A 21,455-nucleotide genomic window follows, 5' to 3' on the forward strand; every position below is an offset into this window, starting at 1 on the left:
TAAAATCCGGAAAGCTATATTAGTTAACCAAAATTTACGAATGAAAGTCTTGTCCGGAACGGACTTCTTTCACATAGCCGGCGCGAATAACAAAATCGCCGAAATGCTCGTTATCTTGCCGTTCCTTCGCATATTGATTAACAATCGGTCGCAGCGAATCCAGAATCTCCGCTTCGCCAATGTTTTCCTTATACAACTTGTTCAGTCGGTTTCCGGAATGGCCACCGCCCAAATACATGTTGTATTTACCTGGTGCCTTACCAATGAACGCGATTTCCGCCAGCATTGGGCGGGCGCATCCATTCGGACAACCGGTCATGCGAATGACGATCTCTTTATCACCCAAACCAGCTTCTTCCAACATCGGCTCGATTTTATCGATTAAGTCGGGAAGGTAGCGCTCGGCTTCAGCCATCGCCATACCGCAAGTCGGCAGAGACACGCAAGCCATAGAGCTTCTGCGCAATGCGGAGTACTGAAGCCCATCCGCAAGACCGTATTCTTTGATCAGCTCTTCGATCTTTTTCTTCTTCTGAGTGCTCACATTACCGATCACCAGATTCTGGTTCGCCGTAAGTCTGAAGTCCCCAGTATGCACTTTGGCAATTTCACGAAGTCCGGTCATCAGTAGGTAGTTATCTTCGTCTTTAACACGACCGTTTTGAATAAACAGGTTGAAATGCCATTTCCCGTTACTTCCCTTCACCCAGCCATAGCGATCTCCATTATGATCAAAATGGTATGGACGTGCCGCTTCGAGCTTCCAACCTAAACGAGCAGTTAGTTCACCAACGAACCAATCAATGCCGCGGTCATCAATCGTATATTTAAAACGTGCATGTTTCCGCACAGAACGATCGCCATAATCCCGTTGAATCGTAACCGTCTTCTCTGCCAAATCAACCAATTGGTCCGGCGTAATGAATCCGATCACTTGGGCTACTTGCGGGTAAGTCAACGGATCGCCATGGCTCATCCCCATACCGCCACCGACGGATACATTGAAGCCTTTCAGACGTCCATCTTCAACAATAGCAATGAAACCCAAATCCTGCGAGAAGACATCCACATCATTGGAAGGCGGTACGGCAATACCGATTTTGAACTTACGCGGCAAATACACTTTTCCATAGATCGGCTCTTGCTCTACGCCATCTTGGCTGTCTACTACCTTTTCGCCGTCAAGCCAGATCTCGTGATAGGCTTTGGTCTGTGGATCAAGATGGTTGCTAACGCGACAGGCCCATTCGTATACTTCAGCATGAACATCCGACTGGTAAGGATTCGGATTACACATGACGTTTCGGTTAACGTCACCGCACGCGGCTAATGTGCTTAACAACGAATCATTCACTTCACGGATTGTCTTCTTCAAATTCCACTTCAGCACGCCGTGAAGTTGGAAAGATTGACGAGTTGTCAGACGGATCGTATTGTTAGCATACTTCTGTGCAACCTCGTCCATCATCAACCATTGCTCTGGCGTAACGACTCCGCCAGCAGCACGCACACGCAGCATAAACTGATAAGCCGGCTCTAGCTTCTGCTTCTGCCGTTCGTTACGTAGATCCCTGTCATCCTGCATATAGCTTCCGTGAAACTTCATCAAACGGTTATCATCCTCGGGGATGGACCCCGTGATTGCGTCTTTCAGCGTCTCTTCGAGACTTCCTCGCAAGTAATTGGTTCTCAATTTAATATGTTCTACTTCGCTGTGCGGCGCACTGTTCTTTGAAAGTAAATAGTTTTCTGACATATTGGCCTTTCTCCTCTCGCGATCTTTGGGATTTGAACTTAGTAGACATCCCTCTGATAACGTTTTTGCTGTTGCATACGGGTCAAATACTCCGCTGCTTCTTCCGAGCTGAAACCGCCCTCTTGTTCAATAATTGTTGCTAGGGTCGCATGGACGTCGTGTGCCATTTTCTTTTCGTCACCACATACGTATACGATTGCCCCTTCTTGAAGCCATTTATAGAGCTCGGCACTCTTCTCAAGCATCCGATGCTGCACATATACTTTCTGGTCGGTATCGCGGGAGAACGCAACATCCATGCGTGTCAACACGCCATCCTTAAGCCACTTCTGCCATTCAATCTGATAAAGGAAATCTGTGGAGAAGTGCTGATCACCGTAGAAGAGCCATGATTTGCCTTCAGCCCCAGTCTCTTCTCTTTCTCCTAGAAAGGCTCTGAACGGAGCGACGCCCGTGCCAGGTCCGATCATAATGATTGGTGTTTCCGAGTTCTCGGGAAGCTTGAAATTCGGGTTATTTTGAATGTATACTGGCAGCGTTTCGCCTGACTTGATTCGCTCAGCAAGTTGTACCGAGCACACGCCGTAACGCTCTCTGCCTTGAGTCTCGTAACGCACCGTACGAACGGTAACATGAACCTCATCCGGGAAAGCTTTGGAACTGCTTGCAATCGAGTACAGTCGAGCAGGCATCTTCCGCAGGATCGCTACGAACTCGCCCGCCGGTACTCCCTTAAGGGAGTAATCCTGCACCAAATCTAATAGATCGCGCCCACTGGTGTACGATTTGAGATCTTGCTCACGTCCTGCAACCAACAACTCTTGCAGCCCATTGTTTGAGGTAAGCTTTGCTACTTGCTCCAGCAACGGTTTCGTCAATACAGTAATTTCATAATTATGAAGTAACGCCTCGCGCAATGAACGCTTCTCGCCGTTCTTATTAATAGTAACGAGTTCTTCGGCTTTCCAGCCCATGGCTTCGATCAATTCGTCCACAAGGCGTGGGTGGTTCTCCGGATAGATACCTACACAGTCACCCGGTTCGTATTGAAGATTGGATCCCTCCAGAGAGATCTCAACGTGGCGGGTTTCGCGGTCCGATCCTCGGCCATTCAGGTTCAAATTCTCAAGAACCTCGGCTTGAAACGGATTTGTTCTCGAATATTCGGATTCAGTGCCACTTTCAACCGCTGCTCCGACGCCACTTACAATAGTCGAGCCCGCTGAAGTTTCACTTAAAGAGCCTAAAACGGAATTCATCCACTCTGCTGCTGGCTCATCGAAATCCACGTCGCAATCGACACGCGGGGCAAGACGTTTGCCGCCAAGTTCTTCCAGACGTTTGTCGAAATCCTTACCTGTTTGGCAGAAAAGCTCGTAAGATGTATCTCCAAGTGAAAGCACGGAAAACCGTAGATCCTCCAATTTAGGAGCTCTCTTACTATGAAGGAATTCATGGAAGGAAATCGCGTTATCCGGTGGATCTCCTTCTCCATGAGTACTCACTAGAACAAGCAAGTTTTGAATCTTTTTTAAGTTATTCGGTTTAAAGTCTGCCATCGAGGAGAGCGCTACTTGAAAGCCTAGCTCTTCTAGCTTTTTGGACATTTTCTTCGCTAACCCTTGAGATTTCCCTGTCTGTGATCCGAAGAGTACGGTCACCTCTTTGGAGATTACCGGCGCATTCGCCGCCAAAGTCGCTAAGGGAGCTACAGGAGCTGCACCAGAAGCCGTCACTACAGCTGATCCCTGAAGTGCTGCAAGATACCCGTTCAGCCAGATTCGTTGTGATTCCGTTAGTGTAGGAAGTAATCGATTAAGTAATTCTACTTGTTCCTGATTAAAAGGACTGTTTGTTACTTGAAGTACCAAGAATATCCACCTCTCATAGCCTGCAATGATATTATTTCCTATTTTACATTTTTCTCATTATTTTCACTCTCTTGAAACTATCATGTATGTCGAAATAGGTCAATTAGAATGATCTTATATGATCTATCAGTAATACTGATAAAGAGATAAATACCTATTATCGGATGTCAAAAGTATAGACCGATATTTACAGTCATAGACGAATAGTATAGGATACAGGATTTAAGCAAGGGAGCTTCGCAAATGAGATTTGTTACAGAAACGAGATTAAAACGATTGGAAGAATTGATTCAATTGATTCCTGAGTACGAAGAAAGAAGCCACGCTCTTCATCTATTGAATTCGATTCGTAGTGATATCGATGATAACTATGCTGAAATTGAAAAACCGATCAGTTTAAGCGGCTTGAAGCGACGGCCAAACGACCGAAAATAAGCGAAAAAATAGCAAAAAAACGAACCTCTAGAATTCCTTCTAATGTTCGTTTCGCATTTTATTATTAAACCAAGTATTCGCGGCTACATGGCGTCCAGTATGATACCAGCCGTTTCCTCAATAGCTTTTTCAGTGACATCGATTACGGTACATCCAAGCTGCTTATACAAACCGAATGCATACTCCAGCTCTTCCGCCACTCTTTCTAACGCCGAATATTTAGCGCCAAATGGCAGCCCAACTGCTTTCAGCCGTTCCGTACGGATCTTCACAAGCTGTTCAGCGCTCATCGTCAATCCGATCAATTTGCTTTTGTTAAGCGAAAACAACCCTTGCGGAGGCTTTACTTCCGGAACTAATGGATAGTTGGCTACTTTATATCCTTTATGCGCCAAATAAATACTTAGCGGTGTTTTCGACGTCCTTGAAACGCCCAACAGAACAATATGAGCTTGTTTTAGAGCGCTTGTGTCTTTACCGTCATCGCTTTTGACAGCAAACTCGATCGCTTCGACCCGCTTATAATATTCTTCATCCATTTGGTGCAGCAACCCTGCTTTCCTTTTGGGAGAATCATTAAAAGTATCAATGAAAGCTTGCATAACAGGACCTAGGATGTCTATGCTGGTCACGTTTAATCGAATCGCTTCTTGACGCATCATCTCTCTTAATTCCGGAAGAACCAGTGTGTATACAACAAAACTGCCTAGTCGGGAAGCTTCCTCCATCATACTTCGGATTTCTTCCTCCGTACGCATAGTTCCAAAACGCCTTACATGAACTTGACTGGCGTTAAACTGACGAATTGTCGCTTGAACAACCGTGTTTGCCGTTTCCCCAACCGAGTCCGAACAAACGAATATCGTATGGACTTTCTCCTCCACCCGTGAATACCTCCTAATTCGCAGCTAGTTCCAACATTAATTTGGTCATGGTTGTTTTCGTTATTCGTCCGATAACGCCATCTTTGTCTTGTTCGGCATCCAAACTCACGACTGGCAGACTGTCAACTTGATGATGAATCATTTTGCGCGCTGCATCAATGACGTGGTCCTCCGGACTTACGGTAACGATGTTCGGGTGTCTCGTCATCACAAGACTAATCGGCATGGAAGGAGCACCCGCATTGCCTAACGTTACTTTTAACAAATCTTTTCTAGAGACAATACCCACTAATGCCCGATTACTGCTCACAATCATCAGAGTGCCCACATTCTCAAGAAACAGAGAGACGACGGCATCATTCACTGTAGCTGTTTCTTGAAGAACGACAGGTAGACCCATAACATCTTTCACATAAATGCCATCAAGCTTTTTGTACGATGATTCCTCACGTTCCAGTGTTTTGCCGAGAAAATAACCAACCTTTGGCTTCGCATCCAAATAACCTAGCATAACAAGCAGGGCAAGGTCGGAACGAATGGTAGGACGAGCGATTCCGAGCATTTCAGCTAGGTGTTCTCCGGTAATCGGAGCATGCTTTTTTACGCGTTCAATGATTTCCATTTGACGGGATGTAAGTTCTATCGTATTTCCCTCCCCGAACTTTCATGTTCATCCCCATTTTAACCGATTTTCTCGCTGTATCAAATGGCTTGAGCTACCTTTTGTTCACCGATAACACCATGCAAGATGAACGCTTGTGCTGCAGCTATTCGAGCCAATGGAATTCGGTAAGGGGAACAGCTAACATAATCCAACCCCGTCAAGTGGCAAAAGAAAATCGACTCTTTATCTCCACCATGCTCCCCGCATATGCCCGTTTTGAGCGACGGCTTAACGAGCCTACCCGCATTCACGGCTAAGTCAATCAATTGTCCGACTCCTTCTGTGTCAAGCACTTGAAACGGATTATGAGGAAGAAGCTTCTGATCGACATAGTGGGTTAGAAATTTACCCTCCGCATCGTCACGGCTATAACCATACGTCATTTGCGTCAAATCATTGGTGCCAAAAGAGAAGAAATCGGCATAGGCTACAATTTGGCGCGCAGTAAGAGCCGCTCGTGGAACCTCGATCATGGTCCCGACCTTGTACGGACAATCCCGAAGTTTGTCTTTCCCCAGCACCTGTTCCGCAACAAAGTCAACAAGCTCTCTCAATATTTTCAGTTCATTGGCATGACCCACGAGTGGAATCATGATTTCCGGAAGAACTCGGACGCCTCTGTCGATACAGCCTGAAGCTGCACGGAAGATGGCCTCTATCTGCATATCATAAATCTCCGGATATACAATTCCCAATCTGCAGCCCCGCTGTCCGAGCATCGGGTTAGCCTCATGGAGAGCTTGCACTTTGCGAAGCAGGTGAGCGATCTCTTCTCTTTCTAAGTCTGACGCATCTTTATTATACGTCAGCTCCGTATGTCTTTTTTGCAGATCTTCGAGGTTCGGTAAAAACTCATGCAAAGGTGGATCCAGCAACCGAATCGTTACCGGAAGGCCATCCATCTCCTCGAACATGCCTTCAAAATCTGACTGCTGCATGGGAAGCAGCTGTGAAAGAGCCTGCAAGCGATCCTCTTTGTTATCCGCCAGGATCATTCGTTGAACGACAGGCAGACGAGTTGGTGAGAAAAACATATGCTCCGTTCGGCATAAACCGATCCCTTGAGCACCCAGCTGTCTGGCGATTTTCGCATCTTCCGGATTGTCTGCATTCGCGTATACTTTCAATGTGCGAATATCATCCGCCCACTTCAGCATAATGAGAAGTTCATCCGTCATTCTCGCCTCATGTAAAGGCATAGCACCGATAATGACGCGCCCACTTGCGCCATCCAATGTAATCCAATCGCCTTCTTCTACGACTCTGCTTCCCGCAAACATCCGTTTCTCATCAAGCACAATTCGGACTTCTTCGCAGCCGCATACGCAAGGTTTGCCCATTCCCCTCGCCACAACAGCGGCATGGCTCGTCATCCCTCCGCGGCTCGTGAGCACACCTTCCGATGCGATAACGCCATGAATATCTTCGGGTGTTGTTTCGTTTCTTGCTAGAATGACCGTCTTGCCGGCACGGCTCCATTCTGCTGCCGTGTCTGCGTCAAATACAAGCTGTCCAACCGCGGCGCCCGGCGAAGCAGGAAGTCCTTTGGCCAGCACATCCTTTACAGCTTCTTCATCGATACCTCTGTGGAGCAGCTGATCTAGATGCGACACTTCGATGCGTTCAACAGCTTCCTCCTTAGTCAATAAACCTTCATGGACTAAATCGACGGCAATTTTGAGCGCAGCTTGGGCGTTTCGTTTCCCGTTTCGCGTTTGCAGCAGGTAAAGCTTATTATTTTCAACCGTAAACTCGATATCCTGCATATCTTTGTAATGCTTCTCTAACTGCTTGGATGCCGCAAACAACTGCTCATAAATCAGGGGCATTTCGCTTTTCAGCGCAGCAATCGCCAGCGGTGTTCGGATACCGGCAACCACATCTTCCCCTTGTGCATTAATCAGGTATTCACCGAAAAATGTATTCTCACCCGTGGATGGGTTTCTCGTAAAGACAACGCCTGTGCCGCAACTGCTGCCCATATTGCCAAATACCATGCTCTGAATGTTAACTGCTGTTCCCTGTTCATCGGGAATCCGATTTATTTTACGGTAAATCTGAGCTCTTTGATTGTTCCACGACTTGAATACGGCCTCAACAGCCAATCGCAACTGCTCGTAGACATGCTGTGGAAAAGCTAGGCCTGTTTTAGCCAGAATACACTTTTTGTAATCTTCGATAAGACCCTTCCAACCCTCAGCTGTAACATCCTGATCTTGAACGACGCCCTCTTTCTCTTTCAAGCGGTGCAGCAGCTGCTCGAAATGATAGCCTTCAATGCCAAGCACCACGTTTCCAAACATCTGCATCAAACGACGGTAGCAATCGTAAGCGAACTTTTCATTGTTTGTTAGCGCTGCCAACCCTTGAACAGTTAAGTCGTTGAGACCTAGATTCAAAATGGTATCCATCATACCCGGCATCGAAGACACAGAACCGGAACGTACAGAAACAAGAAGTGGATTGTTCGCATCCCCGAATGTTTGTCCCTTTTGTTTCTCTAACTGCTTGAGAGCTGCTGCAATTTGTTCAAGCAGGTCCTCTGAGATCCGATTACCAACTTTAAAGAAAGCTAAGCAGGCCTCGGTCGTAATGGTGAAACCCGGTGGTACGGGAAGGCCGGCACGTGTCATCTCAGCGAGATTAGCCCCCTTTCCTCCCAGTAAAGCTTTCATTGAAGCATTTCCCTCCTGAAAGGGTACCACTTGTTTCTGAATCATTATTTGTTAGCCTCCTTATTTTTATCGATACATAGGGTAGAATTGCACAAGCCATAGAATTTTTTATATCCGTCCGTAGGTAACGTTGCAATCACTTCATTACATGATTTACAAATGATAACACCAAGATCATACCGATGAATGGCCGCCAATGTTACATGGTTTGTGTTAGACATTTCGTTTCCCCCTTTAGTTGTGTGCTTTCGGCACGTGACATATGAGCTACTAAATCAATGACTCTGTTTGTGTAACCCCATTCGTTGTCATACCAGGCCAGCAGCTTAATTTGGTTTTCGTGTGTCATAATGCTAAGACCATCAATAATGGCAGATTTCTCATTACCTATATAATCCGCAGAAACAAGCGGCAATTCATTGTAGTCAACAAAGTTTCCTATTTGCCCAGCAATCGCCTTTTTAATCGCGAACTTCACATCATCAACGGTAACTTTACGACCGACCACCACTTGAAGATCTAACAAAGAAACATCTTGTGTTGGCACGCGAACGGAGACGCCTTGAATTTGGGATGCGAGATGAGGAATCACATCGATAAGTGCTTTCCCCACGCCAGTTGAAGTTGGAATAATAGAATTTGTGCATGCCCTCGCACGTCGAAGATCTTTATGCGGGTTATCCATATGATTTTGATCATTCGTAAAAGCATGAACCGTTGTCATCCAACCCTGTTTAACAGAGAAAGCTTCATCTAGGATATGAAGAACTGGTGCGATACAGTTGGTTGTACAGGAAGCTGCAGATACCAAGCGATGCTGTTTGGGATCATACTTCTCTTCATTCACACCCATGACAACTGTGAGGTCCATATTCGTCCCTGGTGCAGTAATCAAAACCTTCTTAGCTCCAGCAAATAAATGTCGTTCAGCACCATGCCGATGATTGAACTTTCCGGTTGCATCCACAACCAATTCAACACCATAATCCTCCCACGGTAATAAATCCGGCTCTCTTTCACAAATGACGGAAATCAGTTTTCCATTAATCTTCATTAAGTTGTCATTTAACACGTCAATTTTCGCGTCCCATGTGCCATGGACCGAATCATATTTCAATAAATGGGCTAACACTTGAATGGGGCTTGTTGAGTTGATAACGTTGATTTCAAAATCCTGCTGCTTCTCGGTCAATGCTTTTCTCAAACAAAGCCTTCCGATTCTACCTGTACCACTAATGCCAACTCGCATCTCCATCCCCCAATTTCATTATTTAGTATGTCATAAATGTATCATAAGGTTATATAATGTACAATATATATTTTGAAGTTCACAAAAATATCATCATTTGTCACTATTATAGGGGTTTATTTTATATATGACGTCATATATAAATATTAATGATTAAAGTAATAAACAAATAAACTCATACTCGCAGAGTATGAGTTTATTTGCAGTTATTGACACACACCGATGTAAAAAGCCCTAGTCGAAATATTCTTCCATCAAATCCATATTCACACCCATAGCTGCTTTGCTGCCATCGGCCGCGGCATAAATTAATTGCGAAGGCATGAAATACGACGAATCCCCTGCGGCATATAAACTCGTGACCGAACTTCTTCCAAAATCATCTGTCTTAACGCCACCTAATTCCGTCATTTCGCAGCCCAAGCTTTCCCCAAATGATGCTTTTTGCACAAATTTAGGAGTAACGAAGCCACCTGATCTTTGGATATGAGTACCATCTGAAAAGCGTACCTGTTCCAGATAACCATTTTGACCGATAAAGGACGCAATGGGTTGTTCCATGACCGTAATTCCCTTCGAGTGAAGCCATTCTTTTTGCTGATCCGACAATGACGCCTGACCGTTCGTGCATAATACCACGTCCTTACTCCAATTGAGGAGAAGTTTAGCTGTATGGAAAGCAGTCGGATACTCGGAGACAACAACAAGCGGTTGATCCCGAAGCTCCCAGCCGTCACAATAGGGGCAATTAAACAAACTCTTCCCATATAACGGATAAAACCCTTCGATCTCGGGATAGATTTCCTTTACACCCGTGGCTAAAATCAGTTTTCGCGCTTGAACGCTAACACCAGATGAAGTGAACATCTCAAATCCGTATTCGGTTTTGTTAACAGATGTAACTTCGGTCTGCCAATGATTAACTGACGGATAACGCAGCACTTCTTCATAGGCAATACGTCGGAACTCGGCTGGTGCTACGCCATCTCTCGTAATAAATCCATGAGATGCGTGTGTTACAGCATTTCTAGGCTGATTATTGTCAATCAAAGCTACGCTTCTCCTAGCTCTACCAAGTACAAGTGCTGCATTCAAACCTGCTGGTCCTCCGCCAATTATGGCACAATCATAAATCATATTGATCATCTCCTATTCAAATTTTCAATTAAAGTCATAATAGACTCTTAATATCTATAATTACTTTAAAAAAACGACTTAGCTCAAACTGAAATTAACTTTGTGAGCCAAGTCAATAATTCTTGTTTTTTTGAGATGCTGCTCCATCAAATCTTCTGCTTCAACCATCACTTTTTGAATCAAACATTCAGAACCGTGGTCAAAATCACAGTCGAATAAGGAAGCAGTACCCTCAATGGCATGAATGATATCCAAGAAAGTAATCTCATCTTTTTTTCGGGTAAGTCGGTAACCTCCATTGGCCCCAGAAGCCGATTCAATCATCCCTGCTTTCACAAGCTTTGTTAAAATTTTAGAGAGATAGCTTGGTGAAACTCCCTGAGCCTCTGCTAATTGCTGAACGCCTACGGGCTTGGTTGGGGAAGCGGCAACGACCATAAGCATCGTATGCAAAGCATAATTGGTTGCTTTTGAAAATTTCATGATCTCACCTCGATTACAGACTTCATGTGTCTATAATATCGTTTGATTGTAAATGTGTCAAGAATTTCCCGGGCAATTATTTAAAGAGGCAAGGCAACATAGATTTTTATATCTTTAATGATTGTGTTGGCTTGTTTAAGCGTAAAATATAATGTTTACTGAAACGACTAATTTCGGATTTCGGAGCGAGTGATGGAGAAGAAAATGGAAAAACACAAAGACAAATGGAATGACCTCTTCGAATTGGCCATGTATGTGACTGCCGCAGTCTGCTTTGTTTATTTTTGGATGAAAGGCAGCCAAGCAAAGATGCTTCAGGCCATTTTGATTGTTGCTGTGCTGCTGATCATCCGAATCGTAGTCAAATTCACAAAGACCACGATGTTTGCAGCGTTGCGATTTTCTGTCCTATTGTTCATTTTTATCACAATGTTTTTGGCAAACGAGTTTGGATTTTACAGCGTAATCCCTTATCTAGATAAAATCGAGCATATCTTTTCGGGCTTGATCCTTTGCTTCGTCGGTTTATTGATTTATATGAAAGCAAGTAAAGGCGAGAAAACAGCCGCGCCGAATGCGAAAGTTGCCGTGTGGTTTTGCCTTTTCTTTTCCATCGCCATGGCCGGCGTTTGGGAAATATACGAGTTTACGACGGATGGTCTGTTCGGTCTCCATTCACAGTTCGGAAGCTTGGTCGACACGATGACGGATATCATTTGCGGAACCATAGGCGCCGTAGTGACCTGTATTTATCTAGCTTTCAAGGCGAAGCGCAGAAAAATGCCGCTGATTGACGTGCAATCCTGATCTAACCTGGGCTGTCCCAAAAAATCTTTATTTGGAATATTCAGTTTTTAAAACTTCTAAGCCTGAATACTCTTCCATTGGATTAATCCAATGGAAATAGGGATTTGACAGCCTAAAAGCCAATTGTATTGGAATATTTCCAATACAATTGCGATTTTCGAGGTAGGAGAGTCGATTCCATTGGAAAATTCCAATGGAAGTATTAATTGCAAACTGAATACAACTCAAATGTTCCATAAGGTCAAAATTAAAGGGCTGTCCTCAAGTAAATACTTGTGAACAGCCCCATTTTTTTTACCAATAAGCTAATCTTATCGTTGAATCCCGATTGTAACAATTTCACAAGGACCTGTCGGCAAAGACATCTGGCCTCCGGCGTCAGCTTCAATACTCGGTCCGTGTACTTCCATAATCGTACTCTTATAGAACGTGTATAGAGGTATATTGGAGTTTAGTTTGAGTTCGGTGTTTTGGGAACTCATGTTGTACCAACGGAGCAGCAGATCGCCAGTTCCTTCATTCATTTTCATGGAGGAAAACGCCATCTTATCGCCTTCCCAACGGAATGGTGCATACGTAGTTGCTATGCGCCCAGAGTGAATGCCCGTTTGACATAACGTCCACGGAATTTGGAACTGGTAGGCTTGCTCGTAAGCGCCGTATTGTTCGCCTTCTCCGTTATCCGGAATGATCGTCATTCGGACGGTGTGTTCGCCCAGACACTGCGCTTCCGGCGTTGGGAACAAGCCCCAGTCGCCAAGCTCTCCTACCGCGCGAAGGAGCGTCACGGCAATCGTATTGCGTCCGTCACGCAGAACTTCGTATTCGTTCAATCCGAGGTTAGCAACAACAAGACCTGCCTCCGCCTCGCTTACATCAATGAATGCCTGCTGATGCTGCGTATTGCTTGGATTTTCCCACTCAGCAGTCGGCGTGTTGTCGCGCTGCGGGATTTCAAACATGGAGTCGACGCGGTGAACCTGTGTATTCAGATCGGATGGGAACAACATCCGTAAACGATGATCTTTGGCCTGATTGTTGAAGGAGGACTCGATCTCTACCCCTTTGCCGCCGCGGCTCAGACTGACAATGGTACGGATCTGCATAGGTACCATGTGAGCTGATCGCTGGGCTTTTCTGTGCGGATAGTAAATCAAATCCCGCTGCTCTTCTTCCAGTAATTCGCCCGCTGACGCAGGGATTTCCCAGTCGTGTACAATTTCAATAGATGCCTGATAGGGAGTATCCTTTAACACTCGGATTTGTGCAGCTAAGCCTTGTGTTGTAAGCGGCGTCTCGCCATCCGGTTGTTTGTACATATATTCGTTGCCGATATCCCCAGTATTCTCATAAACGCCTAAATCCCGGTAAGATCGGCCATTCTTCTTGTCTGTTAGCGTAAATGATCCGTTATCTTCGATTAGGATCTTAAGCGATTCATTCTCCAGCTCCCGGTCTCCAACTAACAGCGAGGAATCAACAATCTCATCTTCCCTCTTAACCCAAGCGTACGTCTTCAGACCTAAAGCAGGAACCTTCTCCGCTTCAAAAGTCAGCTTCACTCTACGGCACATATACGGCTGACGGAACTTGTCGTCCGGCAAATCGTAACCAAATTGCAGTCCTAGATCTTCAAAAGTGCAAGCTACGACATTTCCCAGCGCGTCCACGAGCGAACGGCCTGTAAGATCCGCCGCCTTCGCAAAACTGCTTGCTTCTTCTAGTGTATAGCCATCACGGAAATACAAACGCAAGGCATCAAGCTCGATACTCACGACACCGGTACGCTCCCAACCGGTTGTATTAAAAACAACGACCGGTAGGGCGCTTTCGCCCGCTTGCGCAAAGCTCGACGTATCGATCGCTTCAGCAATCGCTCGTTTGCTGTCATCGACGATCGCTTCCGCCACGTGACGGCTTTTCTCGAAGCGAGTCACCATTTCCCGGTGTACTTCGTCTACGGAGCAGCCACAAATGCTATCGTGCGGATGATTCTGCATTAATGTTTTCCAAGCATATGTGAACAGATGATGCGGGTATTTCTCCCCAACTTCGAGGACATGTGCGAAAGCGGCCAGCGGTTCAGCCACTTTTTCCAGCATCGCTTGCCCCTGCTGATTCATTTGCTTCAAGTAAACACGAGCTGAAGCGGTGTTCACGAGCGTAGACCAACCGTCTGTTCGTTGACTGCGAAGCTCACCTTTTACCGTAGAAAGCTCATGCTTCAAGGAACGCTGAACAGCCTGCAAGTAATCGATAAAATTCGAATGAACAAAATTCGTATCCGGATACAGCTCGCGCGCAGCTTGAATCGCTTCAGGCAAGTCCAACTGAACCGGCTGATGGTCGCACCCATTCATAAAGAGCAGCTCGCCAGTCGATGCGTATTTCTCTGCGTCCGCTAGCTTCCGCTCCCAGTACGATTTCGCTTCTTCCCGGTCTACTGGAATTTCATTGCCATTCGAATACCAGTTGGCGAAAAGAATACCGAGCACTTGTGAACCATCGGGTCCTTCCCAAAGCAGCTCCGAGAATGACGATTCATAATCACCGTCAGACACAGTATTGTTAAAGCCAGTCGGCTTCACGCCACGTCCAAACAAAGCATTCGTGATCCCGGACTGCTGCATCAATTGCGGCGTTTGGCCTACAAGTCCGAACGTATCGGGAAAATAACCGATCTTCGATACATCGCCATATTTCTTCGCATCTTGATGCCCAATCTGCATATTTCGTACATTGGCTTCGCCGCTGGTCAGAAACGCATCCTGCAAAATGTACCACGGACCTATTAAAATACGGCCGTCCTGAATAAATTTGGTCAATCGATCCTTTTGATCCGGTCGAACCTGGAGGTAGTCCTCCAAAATGATCGTTTGTCCGTCCAAAAAGAAGCTGCGATAATTTGGATCCTGATCCATTTTATCCAGCAGCGTATCTACTAGCTTAACGAGACGAACATGATGCTTCTCATAGGGTAAATACCATTCCCGGTCCCAATGTGTATGGGAAATGATATGAGCGGTTCTCTTGGTGCTCATCGGTTAACTCCTTTCAATATGGACTTCGTCCGGACGGTATACGGAGATGAGATTGCCTTGGGCATCTGCAGCAAAGAGAACAGAACGCTCTTTCTCTAGCGTAAATGCATAGGTTGCTTCACTAACCGTATCCTTCACTTTGACATTCACATCCCATGCAAATTCAGAAACGAATACATACAGGAAACCGTTTTTAAAGCGTAACTTCCTTCCGTATACACCTGCAATGTCGCCGCCTTGCAGCCATTCCAATCCGCTATCACAGCACGCGGCATCGATGGCATAACGATAAAGGCTGGCGACCGTGTCCAGTCGTTCGTTCAATTCTACGGGCAGCGGACTCCAAATGAGTCTGCCTTTGCCCAGCGGAATATCGACAACTGTATCGCCTGAACAGCCAGACTCAGTTCCCGCGTCCGAAAGTCCAGTCCGCAATTCTTTCACGACTTCAGCAATTCGGCGCTTGTCAAAGGAAACCGGGAGCGCTGCACCTTGCAGCCTAAGCATTTCTTCACGGCGAACATTGTGAAGCTCAGCTGCACCCAGCTCATCGATTAGACGCGGAGTTTGTTTCCAATACGCATCAAGACTGATTGGACCTGTCGCAAGCAGCGTCGCACCCGTACGCTGTACGATATCTACAAGCTTCGACCAAGCTTGTTCATCAAAATTATGCGCGCTCGGCAGAAGGATCAGCTTCGCTGGTTGGTCCTCCAACGCATCCAAATGATATTCTGAAGCCGATCGGAACGGCATCTTCATTTGATAGGACAGTACGCGCGTCATTCTAGTCGTCGCATCAAACGCCAATTTCCGGTTTGAAAAATCGTTCGAATAAGGGAAGATTGCTACGATATCCTCCAACGCCCGCTCCTGGAACAAATCTCTGATTTCAGCCATAAACCGTCCGAAATCGTAAGAAACATCAGCTTCTGGCTTCTCCGTACCGTCAGCACGAAGCGCACCGATATGCGATTCGTTGGCATTATCCATATAGAAGTTAGTATTCCAAATCCAATGAATAGCACCGGCGCCTCCGGTCGCGAAAGCATAGGCATATTTGCGCTCCAACAGACTGCGCAGTTCGTTCTCTGAACGTTTAGCGCGTCCATCCGGAGTCTCCACATACATAATGCCGGTTTCTTGTATGACATTCGGCTTATTCGCTGTTTTTGCAAAAATACCGTCCCAAACGAGGTTATCGTTCAGCCACCACGAGTGCACGGTTGTATAGTCCACTGCCTCCTCATAAAACAAAGGAGATGGCCGCTGTGCGCCAAGCGCTTCATCTTGTCCAACAACCACAAGATGATCGGGACTGATCTCTTTAATCGTATTGTAGAGCTCTTTGGCCCAACGATTATGCATCTCCATCGAGAACAAGCAGTAATCCAGCCAACGTGTTCCTTTCTTGCCCTTGTGCATATCCTGCACGTCGAAATTGATTTCTTCAGCCTCCGGAATAGCCGCCGATTCAAAAGTCGGAAGCTGTTCAGGCGACATATTCCACCGCTCCTGAAGAAGCTCGATACTGCCATGACGCTGCTTAAGCCACTCTATAAAAGCCTGCCGTTCGTAGATATCCCGAGTGGATCGCGGTCCCGCAGAAAAAATCTGAGCGGGATCAAACATGGAAGGCTCGTTAATCAAATCCCAATCCACATGCGTCGTTGCACGGTGACGCGAAACAATCGAGCGGATAAACCGCTTCTGTGCCTCTACGCTTTGCGGATCGAGATAAGGGTTAACCCCTTCCCAAGTCTCTGGCGTAAAGGAGAAGAAGGTGAACGTTACCTGGAGATTGTGCTTCTTAGCCGTTAAGAAGAATGCATCAATTGCTCTCAGAACTTCTTCGGAAGCATGTCCGTCCACCTGCATAATATTGCGGTAAGCCGTCCAAATCCCTGTACGGATCCAATTGATGCCTGCTTTGGCCATTTGGGCCATATCTCGATCCCAGACATCGCTATTGGGCAGGAACACAAATTTGCGAGCGACATCGGAGGTCATATACGTCATGCCGACGATCGGCAGCGGACGTCCGTCCTTGATGAAATAATCACGATCACAGGTAATCGGTTGTCCCTCGGCAAGAAGCAAGGAGTCGTGCCCCCAGAAGCCTTGGCGAAGCACGCGAAGCTCTCCATCCTCAGACGTTGCCTTGCAAATCACATGATATAAACCAGGTTGTATGTCAATCGGCACCGGAATTCGCACCACGTTGAATTCTTTATTCACTTGGGCCGTCAATCGATGGGTCCACGCGTCCTGTGCGCCACCTTCATGCGCTACATGAAGATCAAATGTCCATTGCTTCGATGCAGCTCCAGCTTGGAGCCCTACGATAAGCTGAGTCTGGAGCGTTAGCATTGCATGCTCTCCCGGCTCGTAATTGGCATAATTCGGCTTGATCCACAGTTCCGTAACGCCATTTGCGCAAAATGCCGCCCACCCCATCAATGCTTGAGCACCGCCTTCATTCCAAAACGAAGGACTAAGCGGTACATTGACAAACATCCAGCGCGAACCGATGAATGTGCCGCGCGAGTTTTCCCAAAGAACAACAGGCGCAGCAACTTCACGACCTTCCTTACTGATGCTTTTCAAAAGCGGATAAATCTGCGTACTCATGGTACCTGCAGCGCCCATTTGATCGGGCAGATCGCTGTTGCGTGTCGTATGCGGAACCAGATTCCACGTATCTGCAAGGGCGAACATCGATTCCTGCCCCTGAAGCAGCGGCAAGGTTTCTAACGCTCTATAGGAGCGCATTGGAATTGCTTCAACACGAAGTATTTCATGAATGTACAACTGCTGATGATAGGCGGTCTGTTCCGACTCTACGTGCCAGCCATCAGCTTCTCGGCGTACCGGACGCTTGAAGGCTGCGCCGCCAATACTGAGCAGTCCACCGCCGCGTTTCAAGAACGCAAGGATTTCCGTCCATGCGGACTTAGGGAAATACGGGGCATGCAGATTAACAAAGCATCCACCAACAGCCGACTGGAGAGTTTCTCCCAATGCATCGGCACCTACTACAACAGCACCTTGCGCTGTGAGTAGATCGGTATTCACTTCACTAGAATTGCTGATCGGGAATGCTGCATCATAGAAAATAATGACCGGTCGACTCATAGTAAACCATCCTTCATCGCTTTATACACCAACTGGGAGAATAAACTGTTCGACCAGGCGAACCATTTCCGCGTAAAAATCGTTGGATCATCGACATGAAAGCCCTCGTGCATAAACCCTGTGTCTGCATCCGTCGCCTCAAGCATTGCGATCATAGCCAACTTCTCTTCATCTGTGGAAGCCGTCAAGCCTTGCATGGACAGGGCCATATGCCAAATGTAATCGTCTGGCGTATGCGGACTGCCGATGCCTCTGGCAACTTTGCCTTCGAAGTAAAACGGATTCTCTTTGCTTAGCGCAAATTGTCTTGTGTTCTGATAGATCGGATCATCCGCCGATACATAACCCAGATACGGAATCGACATCAGCCCTGGCGTGCCCGCATCATCCATCAAGCAGTAGTTGCCGAAGCCGTCCGTCTCATAGGCATAGATCGGACCAAATGTTGGATGACGATAGATACCATATAGTTGGATGCCATGGTCGATATCCGCTTCAAGGGCTTTCAGATCGTGGAGGAAGTCCATATCTCTGAATACCCACTCCGCAAACTCTTGCATATGGCGAAGGGCCACAACCGCGAACATATTCGCTGGAATATTGTAATGAAAGTCGCAAGCATCGTCACTTGAACGAAAGCCTGACCATACCATGCCCGTGTAATTCACTGGCATCCCCATCCCATTATTGCGCAGCGAATCCGTCGGAATTCCGTTATTGCGCGTGAAACGATAAGGGGACTTTTCAAAGTGATATTGTTCCGTCTTCAACAATTCGAAGATTTTAAACATCGCAGCTTTAAATCCCGCATCGAAAATATCCGTTAACTCCGTTTCCTTCCAATACGCATAAGCCAGCCGCATCGAGAAGCATAACGAATCCAGTTCAAATTTACGTTCCCATACCCATGGCGACATTTCCGTTTGATCCGCCTTGTTCCAGTGCCAGTCGTTCGCTGATTCGTTGAACGCGTTGGCATACGGATCGATATGAATATATTGGATATGACGCTTGATTAAGCCGCTAATGATGCGCTGTAGATCAGAATCCTGTTTGGCAAATGGCACATAGTGCATGACTTGTTCCACAGAATCGCGCAGCCACGACGCCGGGATATCTCCGGTGATGACGAATGTGGTGCCATCCTCCATCAATTTGGTCGTCGTCTCTAATGTATTAGGAAAACAATTTTTAAATAGCTGCAGCAGCTTCGGACGATGCGCCAGCTTCTCTTCGGCCTCCAGCAATACCTCTTGAATTGCCTTTGGCAGCTCCAGTTTCGGCATCGGAATTTTCGGCAGTCTGAATTGTTCCACGGTAAGTCCTCCAAATTTTTCTAGTTTCGAAGAATGCACTTTTACGTTACTCTTTCACGGCGCCAATCGTCAAGCCTTGAATAAAGTACCGTTGGAAGAACGGATAAGCAAAAATAATCGGCCCGGTTGCAAGAACAACCATCGCCATACGGGACGTATCTTGCGGCAGCGATTGCAGTAAGCCTACGCCAACAGAAGGGTTGCTTGTATTCTGGAGTAGGAATTGCATGCTGTTCTCAATCCGCATCAACATCGATTGTAAAGGCACTAGTTTCGGTGTATCGATATAGAGCAGCGCATTAAACCAATCGTTCCAGTATCCCAAAGTACTGAACAAACCTATAGTGGCTAGTCCCGGAAGCGAGAGCGGCAGCACTAGTTTGACGAAAATCCCAAATTCACCGGCCCCGTCGATTTTCCCAGATTCAATAATGGCGTCAGGAACAGATGTGACGAAGAAAGTACGCATAATCATAATGTAAAATGCATTTCCGGCCAAAGGCAGTATCAAAGCCCAGATTGAATCTTTAAGTCCCAACAATTGTGTAACAACGATATATGTCGGTACAAGTCCACCGTTAAACAGCATCGTGAAGAAAGCAAAAAAACCGAAGGCATTGCGGAATTTAAAGCTTTTGCGTGAAATCGCATAGGCAAACGTAGCTGTGATAAGCAAGCTTACAATCGTCCCTACGACAGTTACAAGAATGGTAACCCCATAGGAAAGCAACAGCTGATCACCCGCTTTGAAGAGGTAACGATAGGCATCAAGGCTCCATTGTTCCGGAATAATGCGGTATCCATTTGCACTCAACGTTTTCTCATCCGTAAATGAAATGATCGTTACAAACAGAAAAGGAAAGATACAAGCGAGCGCAAAGAGGCCCGCGACAAGATTAAAAATTATATTCAAAGCAGGCGGCAATTTATGAAAGTCACGGCTTTTCATTGGTTTAGCAATCATTTGAATGTCCTCCTTTCCATGAAAATAGTTTAGAACAATGCATTGTCCTTATCGAATTTTCTAACGATATAGTTCGAAGTCATAACCAGAATGAAACCGATAACCGATTGGTATAGTCCAGCTGCGGTACTCATACCGATTTCTCCCGTAGATTTGAGGCCTCGATATACATACGTATCAATTACATTCGTCACTGAATACAGCGTTCCTGAATCTCTTGGCACTTGCAGGAACAATCCGAAGTCTGCATAGAAAATGCGTCCGATTGCCAGCAATGTCAGAATCGTCATAAGCGGCTTCAGCATTGGGAAGGTAATGTGTTTGATTTGCTGCCATTTGCTCGCTCCGTCAATCATTGCGGCTTCATACAGCGATTTGTCGATCCCCATAATCGCGGCCAAATACACAACACTGCTGTAACCGACCGATTTCCACAGGTAAACAAAAATGATAATAAGAGGCCAGTACGTCTTGTCGTTATACCAACGGATCGGATCAATTCCGAACCCGGAGAGAATATGATTTAACATCCCTTTATCTACACTAAGAAAACTGAACACGAAGTAACCGACGATTACCCACGATAGGAAGTAAGGCAGGAACATCCCTGTTTGATACAGCTTCGCCAGTTTTTTATTTACGATTTCTGATAACACAATGGCTAACCCTACGGATAGCACTAGTCCTGCAATAATAAACACAATATTGTAGAGAAGCGTGTTCCGCGTAATGATATAGGCGTCATTGGTGCTGAATAAAAATTTAAAATTTTGCAGTCCTACCCATTTGCTTTCCATAATACTTGCCCAAAAACCATCGCGGCTATAGCGGTACTGCTTAAAAGCAATCACCATACCGGCCATCGGCAAATAAGAGAAGAACAGGAACCAAAGCGTCGCCGGCAATGCCATCAGCAGCAGAACTCTACTTTGTTTAACATCTTTAAAAAATGCTCCTATTCCCTTCATAAAATCACCCCTCAAGATCATTGTTGTAGTAAAAAGATCAGGCGAATGTTGAACATTCGCCTAATCAACT

The 21,455-nt window shown here is 46.2% G+C and carries 16 protein-coding genes; 2 read left to right on the forward strand and 14 right to left on the reverse strand.

Annotated elements, in window-relative coordinates:
* Window positions 1-34: 34 nt before the first annotated feature.
* Entirely contained in the window at window positions 35-1,756 is a 1,722-nt protein-coding gene (gene cysI, locus GC102_RS13255; RefSeq protein ID WP_171689950.1) for an assimilatory sulfite reductase (NADPH) hemoprotein subunit, read from the reverse strand.
* A gap of 38 nt (window positions 1,757-1,794) precedes the next feature.
* Window positions 1,795-3,627 carry an assimilatory sulfite reductase (NADPH) flavoprotein subunit gene (locus GC102_RS13260; RefSeq protein WP_171689951.1) on the reverse strand — a complete coding sequence of 611 codons (1,833 nt, stop codon included), beginning with the start codon at window positions 3,625-3,627 and terminating at the stop codon, window positions 1,795-1,797.
* 243 nt (window positions 3,628-3,870) lie between these two features.
* On the opposite strand from GC102_RS13260, the gene GC102_RS13265 reads away from it, so the two are divergent.
* Complete coding sequence (locus tag GC102_RS13265) at window positions 3,871-4,062, forward strand: hypothetical protein (RefSeq protein WP_171689952.1); 192 nt, start codon at window positions 3,871-3,873, stop codon at window positions 4,060-4,062.
* Window positions 4,063-4,145: 83 nt separating this feature from the next.
* Here the strand turns inward: GC102_RS13265 and GC102_RS13270 are convergent, their stop codons facing one another.
* The 7 genes from GC102_RS13270 to GC102_RS13300 all read right to left on the reverse strand — a co-directional run bounded on the left by GC102_RS13270 (window position 4,146) and on the right by GC102_RS13300 (window position 11,154).
* Entirely contained in the window at window positions 4,146-4,946 is an 801-nt protein-coding gene (locus GC102_RS13270) for a pyruvate, water dikinase regulatory protein (protein WP_171689953.1), read from the reverse strand.
* Window positions 4,947-4,959: 13 nt separating this feature from the next.
* A complete protein-coding gene (locus tag GC102_RS13275) occupies window positions 4,960-5,568 on the reverse strand; it encodes a helix-turn-helix transcriptional regulator (protein ID WP_171643225.1) in 609 nt (202 codons plus the stop codon).
* 80 nt (window positions 5,569-5,648) lie between these two features.
* The gene (gene ppdK / locus GC102_RS13280; protein WP_171689954.1) at window positions 5,649-8,330 is read right to left on the reverse strand and encodes a pyruvate, phosphate dikinase; all 2,682 of its coding nucleotides are present in this window, start codon (window positions 8,328-8,330) and stop codon (window positions 5,649-5,651) included.
* Window positions 8,330-8,506 carry a GapA-binding peptide SR1P gene (locus GC102_RS13285; protein WP_171689955.1) on the reverse strand — a complete coding sequence of 59 codons (177 nt, stop codon included), beginning with the start codon at window positions 8,504-8,506 and terminating at the stop codon, window positions 8,330-8,332. Before GC102_RS13285 ends, ppdK begins: the two co-directional genes overlap by 1 nt.
* Window positions 8,485-9,540: a type I glyceraldehyde-3-phosphate dehydrogenase gene (gene gap / locus GC102_RS13290; RefSeq protein ID WP_171689956.1), complete on the reverse strand. Its 1,056-nt coding sequence runs from the start codon at window positions 9,538-9,540 to the stop codon at window positions 8,485-8,487. Before gap ends, GC102_RS13285 begins: the two co-directional genes overlap by 22 nt.
* Window positions 9,541-9,768: 228 nt before the next feature.
* Window positions 9,769-10,671: an NAD(P)/FAD-dependent oxidoreductase gene (locus GC102_RS13295; RefSeq protein WP_171689957.1), complete on the reverse strand. Its 903-nt coding sequence runs from the start codon at window positions 10,669-10,671 to the stop codon at window positions 9,769-9,771.
* Between the two features lie 78 nt (window positions 10,672-10,749).
* Complete coding sequence (locus GC102_RS13300; protein ID WP_171643237.1) at window positions 10,750-11,154, reverse strand: Rrf2 family transcriptional regulator; 405 nt, start codon at window positions 11,152-11,154, stop codon at window positions 10,750-10,752.
* Window positions 11,155-11,358: 204 nt separating this feature from the next.
* Between GC102_RS13300 and GC102_RS13305 the strand changes: the two genes are divergently transcribed.
* Window positions 11,359-11,961, forward strand: coding sequence for a DUF2238 domain-containing protein (locus tag GC102_RS13305; protein WP_171689958.1), 603 nt, complete (start codon window positions 11,359-11,361; stop codon window positions 11,959-11,961).
* Window positions 11,962-12,272: 311 nt separating this feature from the next.
* Here the strand turns inward: GC102_RS13305 and GC102_RS13310 are convergent, their stop codons facing one another.
* From GC102_RS13310 to GC102_RS13330, 5 genes are read right to left on the reverse strand one after another with little or no spacing between them, the layout of a single operon-like run.
* Window positions 12,273-15,002, reverse strand: coding sequence for an alpha-mannosidase (locus tag GC102_RS13310; RefSeq protein WP_171689959.1), 2,730 nt, complete (start codon window positions 15,000-15,002; stop codon window positions 12,273-12,275).
* A 3-nt stretch (window positions 15,003-15,005) separates the two neighbouring features.
* Window positions 15,006-18,137, reverse strand: a complete 3,132-nt coding sequence (locus GC102_RS13315) for a beta-galactosidase (protein WP_171689960.1) — start codon at window positions 18,135-18,137, stop codon at window positions 15,006-15,008.
* Window positions 18,134-19,453, reverse strand: coding sequence for a glycoside hydrolase family 125 protein (locus GC102_RS13320; protein WP_171689961.1), 1,320 nt, complete (start codon window positions 19,451-19,453; stop codon window positions 18,134-18,136). Before GC102_RS13320 ends, GC102_RS13315 begins: the two co-directional genes overlap by 4 nt.
* 46 nt (window positions 19,454-19,499) lie before the next feature.
* Window positions 19,500-20,417, reverse strand: coding sequence for a carbohydrate ABC transporter permease (locus GC102_RS13325; protein ID WP_171689962.1), 918 nt, complete (start codon window positions 20,415-20,417; stop codon window positions 19,500-19,502).
* 29 nt (window positions 20,418-20,446) lie between these two features.
* On the reverse strand, window positions 20,447-21,385 hold the full coding sequence (locus GC102_RS13330; RefSeq protein ID WP_029199042.1) for an ABC transporter permease: 939 nt from the start codon (window positions 21,383-21,385) through the stop codon (window positions 20,447-20,449).
* Window positions 21,386-21,455: the final 70 nt, after the last annotated feature.

It is taken from the genome of Paenibacillus germinis, from assembly GCF_013141785.1.
Classification (GTDB): domain Bacteria; phylum Bacillota; class Bacilli; order Paenibacillales; family NBRC-103111; genus Paenibacillus_E; species Paenibacillus_E phytorum.

Coding starts and splice junctions, on each gene's coding strand:
- cysI (WP_171689950.1), bottom strand. CDS start 1,756: ATGTCAGAAAACTATTTACTTTCAAAGAACAGTGCGCCGCACAGCGAA.
- GC102_RS13265 (WP_171689952.1), top strand. CDS start 3,871: ATGAGATTTGTTACAGAAACGAGATTAAAACGATTGGAAGAATTGATT.
- GC102_RS13275 (WP_171643225.1), bottom strand. CDS start 5,568: ATGGAAATCATTGAACGCGTAAAAAAGCATGCTCCGATTACCGGAGAA.
- ppdK (WP_171689954.1), bottom strand. CDS start 8,330: ATGATTCAGAAACAAGTGGTACCCTTTCAGGAGGGAAATGCTTCAATG.
- GC102_RS13285 (WP_171689955.1), bottom strand. CDS start 8,506: ATGTCTAACACAAACCATGTAACATTGGCGGCCATTCATCGGTATGAT.
- gap (WP_171689956.1), bottom strand. CDS start 9,540: ATGGAGATGCGAGTTGGCATTAGTGGTACAGGTAGAATCGGAAGGCTT.
- GC102_RS13295 (WP_171689957.1), bottom strand. CDS start 10,671: ATGATTTATGATTGTGCCATAATTGGCGGAGGACCAGCAGGTTTGAAT.
- GC102_RS13300 (WP_171643237.1), bottom strand. CDS start 11,154: ATGAAATTTTCAAAAGCAACCAATTATGCTTTGCATACGATGCTTATG.
- GC102_RS13305 (WP_171689958.1), top strand. CDS start 11,359: ATGGAAAAACACAAAGACAAATGGAATGACCTCTTCGAATTGGCCATG.
- GC102_RS13310 (WP_171689959.1), bottom strand. CDS start 15,002: ATGAGCACCAAGAGAACCGCTCATATCATTTCCCATACACATTGGGAC.
- GC102_RS13315 (WP_171689960.1), bottom strand. CDS start 18,137: ATGAGTCGACCGGTCATTATTTTCTATGATGCAGCATTCCCGATCAGC.
- GC102_RS13325 (WP_171689962.1), bottom strand. CDS start 20,417: ATGATTGCTAAACCAATGAAAAGCCGTGACTTTCATAAATTGCCGCCT.
- GC102_RS13330 (WP_029199042.1), bottom strand. CDS start 21,385: ATGAAGGGAATAGGAGCATTTTTTAAAGATGTTAAACAAAGTAGAGTT.